The sequence below is a fragment of the Paenibacillus sinensis genome (assembly GCF_019904155.1).
Lineage (GTDB): Bacteria > Bacillota > Bacilli > Paenibacillales > Paenibacillaceae > Paenibacillus_AQ > Paenibacillus_AQ sinensis.
Window position 1 is genome coordinate 107,499 of record NZ_JAHCMB010000128.1, and the last position, 12,536, is coordinate 120,034.

11 protein-coding genes and 1 pseudogene are annotated in these 12,536 nt (G+C 56.4%); 9 read left to right on the plus strand and 3 right to left on the minus strand.

Annotated features, from left to right (window positions below):
- Positions 1–10: 10 nt before the first annotated feature.
- From KIH86_RS14540 to KIH86_RS14570, 7 genes and pseudogenes are all read left to right on the plus strand, one after another.
- A complete protein-coding gene (locus KIH86_RS14540; RefSeq protein ID WP_223085346.1) occupies positions 11–1,540 on the plus strand; it encodes a spore germination protein in 1,530 nt (509 codons plus the stop codon).
- On the plus strand, positions 1,537–2,751 hold the full coding sequence (locus tag KIH86_RS14545) for a Ger(x)C family spore germination protein (RefSeq protein WP_223085344.1): 1,215 nt from the start codon (positions 1,537–1,539) through the stop codon (positions 2,749–2,751). The genes KIH86_RS14540 and KIH86_RS14545 overlap by 4 nt, the downstream gene beginning before the upstream one ends.
- A gap of 4 nt (positions 2,752–2,755) precedes the next feature.
- Positions 2,756–2,992 carry a hypothetical protein gene (locus KIH86_RS14550; RefSeq protein WP_223085337.1) on the plus strand — a complete coding sequence of 79 codons (237 nt, stop codon included), beginning with the start codon at positions 2,756–2,758 and terminating at the stop codon, positions 2,990–2,992.
- A 10-nt stretch (positions 2,993–3,002) separates the two neighbouring features.
- Positions 3,003–4,133, plus strand: a complete 1,131-nt coding sequence (locus KIH86_RS14555; RefSeq protein WP_223085331.1) for a GerAB/ArcD/ProY family transporter — start codon at positions 3,003–3,005, stop codon at positions 4,131–4,133.
- Positions 4,134–4,237: 104 nt separating this feature from the next.
- Positions 4,238–5,171: pseudogene (locus KIH86_RS14560) on the plus strand (helix-turn-helix domain-containing protein).
- Positions 5,172–5,202: 31 nt separating this feature from the next.
- Positions 5,203–5,934, plus strand: coding sequence for a ThuA domain-containing protein (locus tag KIH86_RS14565; protein ID WP_223085327.1), 732 nt, complete (start codon positions 5,203–5,205; stop codon positions 5,932–5,934).
- Between the two features lie 250 nt (positions 5,935–6,184).
- Entirely contained in the window at positions 6,185–7,396 is a 1,212-nt protein-coding gene (locus tag KIH86_RS14570) for an aminotransferase class I/II-fold pyridoxal phosphate-dependent enzyme (RefSeq protein ID WP_235775423.1), read from the plus strand.
- Positions 7,397–7,475: 79 nt separating this feature from the next.
- Here KIH86_RS14570 and KIH86_RS14575 read toward each other — a convergent pair whose 3' ends face one another.
- Both KIH86_RS14575 and KIH86_RS14580 read right to left on the minus strand, forming a co-directional pair.
- A complete protein-coding gene (locus tag KIH86_RS14575) occupies positions 7,476–8,288 on the minus strand; it encodes an ABC transporter permease subunit (protein ID WP_223085325.1) in 813 nt (270 codons plus the stop codon).
- Positions 8,285–9,172, minus strand: coding sequence for an ABC transporter ATP-binding protein (locus tag KIH86_RS14580; RefSeq protein ID WP_223085324.1), 888 nt, complete (start codon positions 9,170–9,172; stop codon positions 8,285–8,287). Before KIH86_RS14580 ends, KIH86_RS14575 begins: the two co-directional genes overlap by 4 nt.
- A 165-nt stretch (positions 9,173–9,337) precedes the next feature.
- On the opposite strand from KIH86_RS14580, the gene KIH86_RS14585 reads away from it, so the two are divergent.
- The gene (locus KIH86_RS14585) at positions 9,338–9,943 is read left to right on the plus strand and encodes a TetR/AcrR family transcriptional regulator (RefSeq protein ID WP_223085323.1); all 606 of its coding nucleotides are present in this window, start codon (positions 9,338–9,340) and stop codon (positions 9,941–9,943) included.
- 132 nt (positions 9,944–10,075) lie between these two features.
- The gene (gene fumC, locus KIH86_RS14590; RefSeq protein WP_223085321.1) at positions 10,076–11,452 is read left to right on the plus strand and encodes a class II fumarate hydratase; all 1,377 of its coding nucleotides are present in this window, start codon (positions 10,076–10,078) and stop codon (positions 11,450–11,452) included.
- A 171-nt stretch (positions 11,453–11,623) separates the two neighbouring features.
- On the opposite strand, the gene KIH86_RS14595 is transcribed toward fumC, so the two are convergent.
- Positions 11,624–12,511 (minus strand): hypothetical protein, encoded by an 888-nt coding sequence (locus tag KIH86_RS14595; RefSeq protein ID WP_223085319.1) that lies wholly within the window; start codon positions 12,509–12,511, stop codon positions 11,624–11,626.
- Positions 12,512–12,536: the final 25 nt, after the last annotated feature.

Sequence of the window (12,536 nt, forward strand, 5' to 3'; positions counted from 1 at the left end):
GTGAGCGACCGTGAACGGAGATCGTCCACAACCCGGGGACCGGCTTGAGGCCGGACTCGAAGCCAAGATATCCATGATTCGCAGTTCCCTGGGGAACAGCGCCGACCTGACGGTGAAGACGCTGACGATATTGGGCAGCCAGCGTGCTGCCGTGGTATATCTGCAAGGCATGATTGATACCCAATTGCTTCAGATGATTCTCTCCGTGCTTCTTGCGCCCGTCCGGAACGGATTTCAGAGAGAAGAGAAGGATAGCCCGGATTGCCCCGCCTGGGATTGGATTACGTATCTGTCCGAGGAAGTGCTGGTTGCGGCGAACTGCCAGCTCCTTGAAGATTCGAAGGGACTGTTCGCCTGTCTGATGGGAGGACGAAGCATTCTCCTGGTGGAAGGAGAGCGCCGGGCCATTGCCATGGAGACGGGCGGAGGGGAAGAACGGGCGATAACGGAACCTACGTCGCAGGCGGTGGTCAGAGGTCCGATGGAGGGCTTCACGGAGAACATCAGAACCAATCTCTCCCTGGTTCGGAAGCGAATCAGGAATACCGATCTATGGACCGAGTTCTATCATCTCGGAACCGAGACGCAGACGCTGGTGACCGTGATGTATATGAACAACCTTGTAAGGCCGGAGGTGTTGGACGAACTGCGCAAACGTCTGAACGCAATCAACATCGACGGAGTGCTGGAGAGTGGATATGTCGAAGAATTTATACAGGAAACGTCTTTTACCCCCTTTCCCACCGTGTTTAATACAGACCGTCCCGATGCCGCCTCGGCGGCTCTGCTGGAGGGTAGAGTCGTGATCCTGGTGGACGGCACGCCCTTCGTGCTGATCGTTCCCGCGCTCTTCGTGCAATTCTTCCAATCGGCTGAGGATTATTACCAGCGTTCGGATATCAGTACACTGATCCGGATCGTCCGAATAGCCTCGCTGTTTATTTCCATGCTGATTCCCGCATTGTACATTTCATTCACCACCTTTCACCAGGAGATGCTGCCAACGCCGATGCTGATATCGCTTGCGGCGCAGAGAGAAAGCGTGCCCTTCCCGGCTTTTGTCGAAGCGCTTCTGATGGAAATGATCTATGAAGTGCTGCGTGAAGCGGGAATCCGGATGCCCCGTACCGTCGGCCAGGCGGTATCTATTGTAGGGACGCTGGTCATTGGACAGGCTGCGGTCGACGCGGGCATCGTATCCGCCGCCATGGTTATCATTGTGTCCATAACGGCAATCTCCTCCTTCGTTATCCCCTCGGTCAGCATGTCCATAGCCGTCCGGATCGTTCGATTCGGCATGATGCTGATGGCCGGAGCCTTCGGACTGGTGGGGATTTTCACAGCTATAGTGCTGCTGATGCTGCATCTCACAAGTCTGCGCTCGATGGGCGTCTCGTACATGTCTCCGCTTTCTCCTTCGCCGGAGGGAGAATGGAAGGATACCATTTTGCGGGCTCCCTGGCCTTTGATGCGCAAGCGGCCCTCCACTGCCAGACACGGAAAACGTAACCGACAGGCTGCCAAGGGGCGCAACTCATGATCGGGGGACGTCTGAGGAGATTGCTGCTCGGCCTGCTGTGCCCGCTGCTGCTATGCCTCCCGCTGTCCGGCTGTTGGGACCGGCGCGAACTGAACGAGCTTGCGCTAACCCTTGCGCTTGGAATTGACAAGTCGGGGGACCAGTACACGCTGTCGGCCCAGGTGGTGGTTCCGGCCGAGATTACCGCGAAAGCCAGCAGCAGCGGGGCGTCGCCGGTAACGCTGTATCAGGAGAGCGCGCCTACTGTCTTCGAGGCGCTTCGAAAGATGACGATCGGCAGTCCCCGCCGAGTCTATTTGGCGCATTTAAGAATTCTGGTCTTCGGGGAACAGCTTGCGAGAGAGGGAGTCGGAGATGTGCTTGATTTCTTTAACCGGGAACCTCGGGTAAGGGGGAATTTTTTTGTGATGGTTGCCAAAGGTATGGAAGCGCAAGAGGCGCTGAAGATCACGACTTCGCTTGAACGGATTCCCGCCAACAAGCTGTACAATTCACTAAATCAATCCACGGGCTACTACTCCCCAACCTCGACCGTCGATATGCGGGAGCTGATCAACCGGGTCATACAATCAGGGAGAGAGGCTGTGCTGACCGGTTTGATGCTGGAGGGCGACGAAAAATTGGGGGAAGACGTCAAAAATATATCGAAGGTGCTGCCCCCTGCAAGACTGTCCTATCACAATCTGGCTGTCTTTCGCAAAGACAAGCTTGTGGGCTGGCTGGGGGAGGACGAATCCAAAGGGTACAACTACATTACGGATCAGATTCAGAACTCGGTAGGCCATATTAAAGTGGACGGCGGCAAAACGCTGCTGGAAACGACAAACAGCAGTACCCGCATCTCGGTGAGCGAGAAAAACGGCAAGCCTGTCATCGATATTCATGTGAAAAATGCCGAGAACGTGGACGACAACTCCAGCTCTGCGGATGTGACCGAAATGGAAATACTGCATAAGATCGAGCGGGAATCGGAAGAGAAGATCATCCAGCTCATGAATGCCGCAATCGAAGCGGAGAAGCATAGGCTGCATTCGGACTTTCTCGGATTCGGTGAGGAAATCGCCCGGCATAAGCCCCGTCTCTGGAAAACACTGAAGAACGGCTGGAACGGAAGGCTGGAGGGTCTTGAGGTGCATTGTCACGTGAAGGTTCATATCAACCGGATCGGAACGTCGGGACATTCCGTCAAGCAGTTCATGGAGGAGGAATAGAGACATGCTGACGATTGTAGCTGTTCTTCTGGCGGTCGCTGCGGGGGTGCGAGAACTGAATCTCCTCCTCCGAAAGCGCCTGTTCAAGGATGCCGTCGTATGCGGCATACTGTCGCTAGCTGCTACCGCATGTGCCGGAATCGCGGCCAGCGGCAAGGTGCTGCCAAGTCCGCTCCAATTGATATTCGTTCTGTTTAAACCGCTGCATCTGCTCATGATTTCCCTGTTTCCCCCAGCTTGAAAGGATGTGAATGAACGCCGTGAACAGCGCTGCCGCTCAGACCATAGGAACACGCCAGATCGCGCTGCTGCTCATCTACGTCATTGTCGGAGACAATTTGTTCCTCCTCCCCACGGTCGTTGCCTCTTCGGCGGGAGCCTCGGGCTGGATTTCCGTACTGTCCGGCATGCCGGTCGGCATATTGACGATATGGCTGATGTATACGCTGTGCCACAAATACCCCGGGAGCTCCTTGATGGAAATCTCCCGGACGGTTCTCGGCAAATGGGCTGGCAGCCTCGTGGCGGCCTGGTATCTTGTGTATTTCATGATGGGGGCCGCTATAATCCTGCGGGAGGCGGTCGATTTTATCAATACGCAAGTTTTGACGGATACCCCGATGCGTTTCATTATGTTTACAGGAACGGTAAGCGTGTCCTTTGCGGTCATGAAGGGGATCGAGCCGATTGCGAGATCGGCGGAGATATTTTTCTATACTTTTATGGCGGGGCTTCTCCTTATGCTTCTACTGACGACCAAGGATATCGATACCGGGCATATTCTCCCTCTGATGGGAAAAGGGCCGATGCATATTGCGGAAGGCACTATGTACTCCATCGGTTTTCCGTTTTGCGAAAGCAGCTTTCTGATGATGATGTTCCCGTTCATCCGCCAGGGCCGGAATACGCGCCGGGATTTGCTGATTGCGGGTCTGATCGGCGGTTCCATGCTGCTCCTGGTCGTTCTGTGGTGTCTGCTTGTGCTTGGCCCATACTATACCGGCAATGAATTGTATCCATCCTACATCCTTGCGCAAACCGTCAACATCGGTCATTTTCTGGAGCGGGTGGAGGTCATTCTGGCTATTAACTGGATGTTCGGCGTCTTCTTCAAGTGCACGGTATACCAGTTCTCCTTCATGAACGGACTCGCCCGGCTGTGCAGGCTTCAGGACGAGAAGCCGCTTGTTATTCCCGGGGCGTTCCTGCTGTTCGGGCTGGCATATATGATTTCACCGAACATCACGTATTACATGTTCACTATCAATTTGGATTATACCTATTGGGATATCATGAACGGAATTCTGATTCCGCTCATTCTCCTTGCCGTCTCCGGCATACGTTCAAAGCGGTCCAAGGCCAAGTCCGGGTCCCAGGCATAGGGGTAAGATTTCTTTTTTCGCAATAACCGTAAAAAAATATTCTCTTTGCCTCTGTACTGCCTTATCATCAATATCAGACGAATTCAGAATAAGGTGACGAAGGCATGAAACTGTATTTGGAAATCCCGAAGCTGGACCGGCATTTTCCGTTCCGCAGCTTCGTGAACGACGGGGACCGGCTCTGTTATCCCCACTGGCATAAGGAGATTGAAATCATTTATGTCAGCAGGGGGACAGTTGACCTTGGCGTGAACGACATGCCCATACGGATGCAGGAGGGCGATATTCATTTCGTGGCGGGCGGCGATGTTCACTATGTGCTGGTGTCGCCAGGAAGCGAACGGATCATTATCCAGTTCGATCTGAGCCTGTTCCAGGAGCTCTCAATGCCGGCAGCCGGCGGGTACTCCTTGAGAGAGATGTTCTCAGGGATGGAGCATGCCGGCCGGAACTGGCCGGCGGGGCTGATGGACCGGATGCGAAGGCTCATTCTCGATATTCACCTTGAGAATACTGGCGGGAGCGAGGGCTATGTCTACATAATCAAGGCGAGGCTTCTGGAAATGCTGGCGCTGATTATCCGCGAGGTGCCGAGAAGCGGAGCGCAGCGGCAGTCCAAATTGTCGGTGCAATCGTCCACCAAGTCCAGGGAGACACTGGAGAAGCTGCAGCGCATTTTCGCTTATGTCGAGCAGCATTACCGCGAGCCAGTGACGCTGGGAGAGGTCGCGGGGCATATGGGCTTCAGTCCCTATTATTTCACCAAGCTGTTCAAACGCAGCACAGGGATGACCTTCATTGCTTTTCTTAACGAGTACAGGCTGAGCAAAGCGAAATGGATGCTGCTCAGCGGAGACGCTCCGATGGCGGAAATTGCGGAGGCCGCCGGTTTTGGGAGCGTCAAAACCTTTCATCATTTATTCAAAGAGTCAGCTGGTATATCACCGATGAAGTACCGAATGGACAATATCCGGGAATAATTCGGCAGGAATCCTGGAGGAAAGCGCCTTCTCCACGATGTATGATAAGGATTGTTAATCCATTCACTTGGGAACAGGGGAGAGCAGTCATGTTGAGAGTAACCGTATGGAACGAATTCCGCCACGAACGCGATAGCGAAGCCGTCCGCGCCGTCTATCCGGAGGGTATCCACCGGGTGATCGCCGGCTTTCTGCAGGAAGCGGGGATGGAAGCCGGGACAGCCACGCTGGATGAGCCGGAGCACGGCCTGAGCGAAGAAGTGCTGAACCGCACGGATGTGCTGGTATGGTGGGGCCATGTCGCCCATAAGGAAGTCAGCGACGAGGTTGTGGAGCGCATCCATCAGCGCGTTCTGGAAGGCATGGGGCTTGTAGTGCTGCATTCGGGCCATATGTCCAAAATATTCATCAAGCTGATGGGCACAAGCTGCGATTTGAAGTGGCGTGAAGCCGGGGAGAAGGAACGCTTGTGGGTGATGAACCCGAGCCATGAAATTGCGGAAGGCATCGGCGAATATATCGAGCTTGCGCATGAAGAGATGTACGGGGCGCATTTTGACGTGCCGGCGCCGGATGAATTGATCTTCGTCGGCTGGTTCGAGGGAGGCAATGTCTTCCCGAGCGGTTCCACATACCGCAGGGGGAAGGGGAAGATTTTTTACTTCCAGCCGGGCCATGAGACGTATCCGACTTATTATCATCCAGACATTCAGCGGGTAATCGCCAATGGTGTGAAATGGTGCCGTCCGGCGGAGCGCGTAAGTCCCGTCTATGGCAATTCGCAGGCTCTTGAGCCGATCAAGAGCGAAATAACGCTGTAAGGCAGAGAATGTGCGGCACTGTTTGGTAGTGCTTGATATTGTGGTTAACCGGCCCGGGGAGCTATGTCCCGGCCGGTTTTTGTTTTATGCGGGTGTACAGACAGGTCGGAAGATTTCGGGACAAAGCGCTGCCTGAATGGGGCGGACAATGCTATACTAATTAGGTTGATGCATTACGGCACAGCGCCGCCGCATCTCCGAGAGGCCTTGCGCCGACTTAGAAATAAGATGAACAGGCGGGTGTATTTCATTGTCCATACGAAATTCCCAATATAAATGGCGGGCACAGCTTCTGTCCCGTCTCGGCTCCTCCATCTTTCAGGATGTCGCGGCATGGAAGGCCGAAGCGGCCGCATCGGGCGCCGATGTTATCGATCTGGGCATCGGCAGTCCCGACCGCGGACCGGCTCCCGAGATTCGCCGTGTTCTCAGCGAAGCCGTTCTCAGAGAGGACAGCTATGCCTATCCGTCGTCCGAGGGAGGACTTGCCTTCCGCCGGAAAGCGGCGGAATGGATGAATTTTCGGTTCGGCGTAGAGGTTGATCCCGAGACCGAGCTGCTGTCGCTGATGGGCTCGCAGGACGGGCTGTCTCATCTGGCGCTGGCTGTATGCAATCCGGGAGATCTCGCGATTGTGCCCGATCCCGGCTATCCGATCTACTCGGGTGCGCTGGCGGTAGCGGGCGTGGAGAAATGGCCGCTGCCCCTCAAGGCGGAGAACGGCTTCCTGCCGGATCTGGACGCCATTCCGGCAGAGGTGCTGGAGCGGGCTTCATTCATCCTGCTGAACTTCCCGGGGAATCCGGTGTCGGTCAAGGCGGATCTTGCCTTCTTCGAAAGACTGATTGCGCTCGCCCGGAGATGGAATCTGCTTGTGGTCCACGATCTGGCCTATTCGGAGATGGGCTTCGACGGCTACCGGCCGGTCAGCATTTTACAGGTGTCGGGTGCGCGTGAGACAGCGGTGGAGTTCCATTCCTTCTCGAAGAGCTTCAACATGGCGGGCTGCCGGATCGGCTTCCTCGCCGGGAACGCCGAAGCAGTGGGCGCACTGCGCAGCCTGAAGGGCAACATTGACTACGGCGTGTTCGAGCCGGTGCAGGAAGCCGCTATATCCGCGCTGGACCTGGCGATGGGTCCCGATGCGGGCGAGGGCATCGGCGCGCTGTATGAGCGCCGGCGCGACCGGTTCATCGCCGCGCTGGGCGATGAGGGCTGGAACGTGCCGAAGCCGGCGGCGGCGATGTTCGTGTGGGCGCCGCTGCCTGCTGCGGCGGCCGCCCGCGGGCTCGACTCGCGCGGCTTCGCGCGCGAGCTGCTGCTGGCCAAAGGCGTCGCGGTCATCCCCGGCGACGCCTTTGGCGAGGAAGGCCGCGGCTTCGTCCGCATCGCCCTCGTCGAAGACGAGGAGCGGCTTGTGGAAGCCGCACGCCGGATCGGCGCGTTCCTGCGCGGGGCCTGACGGCCCCATGGCGCAGCGCGCCGCAAGGGCGCCCGCCGCGTTACGGGCGGGCGCGGGCATGCCTGCACAGCCCGCGCGCCTACAGCGGCAGGTCCCGCCGCTTGAACAGCGCGATGCCCAGCGCGAAGGAGATAAGCCCCACGGCCAGCAGCGCGATGGCGTTCACAGCGGTGTCTGACTGCCCGGAGACGATTTCGCCGGGCCGGTACAGCGTGAAGAGCGTCGCGTATTTCAGCCAGTCAAGGCTTGTGCTGATCTTGGCGAGCAGATCGAGCGAGAAGAATCCAAAGGCGATGAGGCCGGCGATGCCGAGCGCCTTCTTCTCGTCGTTCGCGAGGCAGGAGACGAGAAAGGTAAGTCCGCCGACCGCGAAGAAGAGCAGGAACGCGATCAGATTCAGCTGCAGGAATCTTCCGCCGTCAAAGGCGTATGTTGAGCCGAGAAACCAGGCGTTGCCCAGGAAGCCCGCAAGCGTCGTAACGCCCATAATGACGGCAAGGGCGGTAACAAGCACCAGAGCCTGGGTTCCGGACACCTGCGAGCGGGTCGTCGGCGCCGACAGCAGGTAGGCCATGGAGCCGCGGTCCACCATCCCGGCCATCAGCCGGGTGGACATCTGCACGCAGACGATCGACAGGATCAGGACCAGAATCAGCCCATAGTACTCCCCCGAAATAAACGACTCCGCGCTCTGAAATCCGGTGGTCAGGTTGAAGGCATTCGTCACCCCCTGCGGCATCGACTGCACGAGGTCGTTCAGCGCGCCAGTATGATCCGCAATTCCGGGATAGAGCCAGATCATCAGCAGCATATAGAAAGCGGAGCCGACCGCGTAATTCATAATGCCTTTGGCGTTCACCTTGAGCATTTGCTTGTACAGGGATACGTTCATGCTTGTGCATCCTCCCGGTCATAGAAATTCATGAATATATCTTCCAGATTCTGCGTGAACACATCCAGGCTGCGAATCTTGTATTTCGCGGTCTCCCGAATCAAATCATTGTAATTGCCCTGAATAGCGACCCGGACCCGGAAATCGTCCACACTCTCGGCCGGCAGGCCGGATGAGCGAAAGGCCACAGCGTCTTCCCTGTTCTCGAACACGATGTCGAACAGCTTCCGCTGCATGGACTGCAGCTCGTGGACATTCTTTACCGCTACCAGCACACCGTCCTTGATGATGGCGGCGCGGTCGCATGTGCGTTCGATTTCGGGAAAGCTGTGGGAGGACATAAAGAAGGTCGTGCCGCGCGCTTTTTCCTCCAGAACAAGTTCGATAAAGAGCTTCTGCATCAGCGGATCAAGACCGGATGTGGGCTCGTCCAGAAGAATCACCTCAGGGTCATGCATGAACGCCGCGACGATTCCAACCTTCTGCTTCATGCCCTTCGACATCTTGCGTATGGGCGTGTTCGCATCGAACTGCAGCATCCGGATGAGCCGGTCGCGCTTCGATTTGTCCTTCATGCCCCGCATGCTTCCCATAAATTCAAGGAACGAGAGCCCGGTCATGCCGTCGATAAAAGAGATTTCCCCCGGCAGATAGCCAATATAGCGCTGCACGATTCCCTGCGATTTCCACACATCATGGCCGCAGATGGACGCTTCCCCGCTGTCGGGCTTCATGAAGCCCATCAGATGACGCATCGTCGTGGATTTGCCGGCCCCGTTCGGTCCGAGAAAGCCGAATACCTCGCCCCGGTTAACCGAGAAGGTCAGCTCGCGGATACCTTTTCCCCCTGAAAAAGTCTTGGTGAGTCCCTGGACAGTAATCATACTGCCACCTCCGAATGAAATGGTGAACTATTTTTATGCATATATTTCATGTGTTATACTATGCTTATCGAAGACGAACGTCAATCATTTTATGAAATTATTTTATAATATTGTTTCATAAATTACATTTTAACAACTATCGCACAGGCAGGGAGCAGGCGGATTATGGAAACGAAGAACGGGTTTGAGAAGCGGGCGGAAATGATCAGGCGGAAGATCATCAACACCACCCTGGAGATGCTGAAGACATGGGAGCCGAAGCGCATGCGCGTCGCGGATATCGCGAAGGAAGCCGGCGTGTCGCAGGTGACGATCTATAATTACTTCGGGAGCAAGGAGAAGCTGATCGATCAGACTTTCCGCAGCTATCTGGACATGACGATCGAACGGTTCGAGCGTTTCATGGACAAGCCCCGTTCAGTCCGGGATTTTATTCATTTCTCGATGGAGATGGAGAGGGAGCAGTACAGCGCGTTCCGTCCGGAGCAGATCAAGACGCTGATGATCGATGATCAGGAGATGTTCGGCTATGTGCAGGAGCGTTATGCGGGCACGGTGCTTCCGCTGATGATCAAGCTGGTGGAAGACGGCAAAGCGAGCGGCGAAATATCCCCCAAGGTATCCGTGAACGCCGTCCTGGCGTATATGAACATGTACATACGCAGCTCCAGCGAATTGCTGGAATTAGCGCAGAAGCAGGAGGATCTGAACGCCTTTCTCGATGAATTGACGCATCTGTTCTTCTACGGTCTGTGCGGCCGGGAGGAATAGGCAGGCGTTTTTGAGGGGGGCGGTTATTGTTCAATTTTTTCTGATGCGCGTTTGTCCCGTGGCTTGAGCTTATTGTAAAATACAGACAGGCCTGAATCTTGGCCAAATCCGGCAAAAGGCGGGGTGACCAGCTTGGAATATCGGATGGAGAAGGACACGTTTGGCGAACTGAAAGTGCCCGCGAACAAGCTCTGGGGGGCGCAAACGCAGAGGAGTCTGGAGAATTTCAGGATCGGCGGAGAGCGCATGCCGATTGAAGTAATCCGCGCGCTGGCGCTGATCAAGAAGGCGGCGGCCCGGGTGAACGCAGAGCTCGGCCTGCTGTCTTTGGACAAGGCGGAGGCAATCGCTCAGGCCGCTGACGAGATTCTGCAGGGCGGGCTGGATGACCATTTTCCGCTTGTCGTCTGGCAGACGGGCAGCGGCACGCAGAGCAACATGAACGTCAATGAAGTGATTTCCCATCGGGCAGCCGAGCTGCTGCGGCAGGCGGGACGGGAGGAGACCGTTCATCCGAACGACGATGTGAACAAGGGACAGAGCTCCAACGATATTTTTCCGTCTGCCATGCATATCGCCGCTTTTCTGGCGGTACGGGATCATGTGCTGCCAGTGCTGGAGCAGCTTAAGGCGACTCTGGCTGCGAAGGCGGAGCAGTACTCGTCCCTGATCAAAATCGGGCGCACGCATCTGCAGGACGCGACGCCGCTGACGGTGGGGCAGGAGATCGGCGCATGGGCCGCCATGCTGGAGAGAAGCGGCCGCTTCATCGAAGTAAGCATGGGCTGCCTGCTGGAGCTGGCTGTCGGCGGAACAGCTGTCGGCACCGGGCTGAACGCGCATCCCGAGTTCGGCGACCGGACTGCGGCCGAACTCGGTCTGGAACTGTCGGAGCCGTTCATCTCGGCGCAGAACAAGTTCCATGCGCTGACGAGCCATGACCAGCTGGTGCATGTGCATGGTTCGTTGAAGGCGCTTGCAGGCGATCTGATGAAGATCGCGAATGACGTGCGCCTGCTGGCGAGCGGGCCCCGCAGCGGCATCGGCGAGCTGCGGATTCCCGAGAACGAGCCGGGCAGCTCGATCATGCCCGGCAAGGTGAATCCGACGCAGAGCGAGGCAATGACCATGGTGGTCTGCCAGGTGTTCGGCAACGATGTGACGATCGGGATAGCGGCGAGCCAGGGGCATTTTCAGCTCAATGTATTCAAGCCGGTGCTGATCCACAGCTTCCTGCAGTCCTGCCGGCTGCTTGGCGATGCCATGCTCTCATTTGACCGGAACTGCGCACAGGGGATCGAGGCGAACGAAGAGACGATTGCCCGAAATTTGAACAACTCGCTCATGCTCGTAACCGCACTCAATCCTTACATCGGCTACGAGAAGGCGGCTGAGATCGCCAAGCTGGCCCATAAGGAAGGACTCACGCTCAAAGAGGCAGCGCTTACGCTGAATGCGCTGACGGAGGAAGAGTTCGACCGGATGGTCCGGCCTGAGAAGATGATTTAACTTGTGAAGAAGATTTAGATTCGTCAGCTTCGGAACAGACCGAAAAAGCCGGCTCCCCTTGAGCCGGCTTTATTGACGTTTCGTGAACGGAGTAGCTCTTGATCTGCTGGAGTCCGCCGCCACAGCCGCCAGGCTTGCCGCACTTGGCAGATTAGGCGTATGATTTGGCGATTACACAATCTGTAGAACGCGGTTGAACAAGTCTCCGAGCTCGCTGTCCGAAGCCGAGGAGATGTCGATGCCCGACAGCAGGCTGCGAACAGCGGTTAATTGATCATCTCCGGAAACCTCATCCGAATTTCCGGTAGAGTCTGCATCGCCCTGCTGCTGGAGATACTCGAGCAGCGTCTTGATGTCATCCGTGCTCAGCTTGCCTGCAATACCGTTATCCTCCTGGGTGACTTCGCCGGTTGCGGACGTATCATCTACGGCTGCATCATTGTTCGTTCCCCACATGAATGGCGGCGGAACAGCTCCCATTGCCTTCAGCATGGGAGGTACCCCTCCCGGCCCACCATTGCCTTCCTGATCATCAGGCATCGCATAGGCAAAAGAGCCCGGAACGGACTGCACCTGTGCGAACAGAGACGCAATATCCTCTTGAGACAGGCTGTCAAGATCGGTACCCGACAGCAGTTTGGACAGTGAGTTGACTGTGCTGTCTTCTGCCGTCAGGGACGCGCTGTCTGCTGAAGAGTCCAAGGCCGACACGGTGTCATCACTGGATGCATCCGTAGAGGCCGACAATTTGGACTGGATGCTCTCCAGAATGGATTTCATTTGATCCGGGTTCAGCGGCGGGGGAAGCTGGCGGCCCTGCGGCCGGCTGTAGATTCCGGTGGATGTCGCATCCGTATCGGTGTCGTCCGATAACTGTGCAAAATACTGCAGCGCAAGTGAACTGATCTCGGCGTACTCCGTATTCGTTGCCTCTGTAGTACTGCTCTTAGCAGCGGAAGTACTTGTGCTGCCAGCCGCTGCCGTCTTGACGGCGTTTAAGAGATTGTCATAATTGTAGTAGTTCTTTTGGTTGTAGGTATTGTAGATCGTTGTGGACATTAATGATCCCCTTCCTTTATTGGCC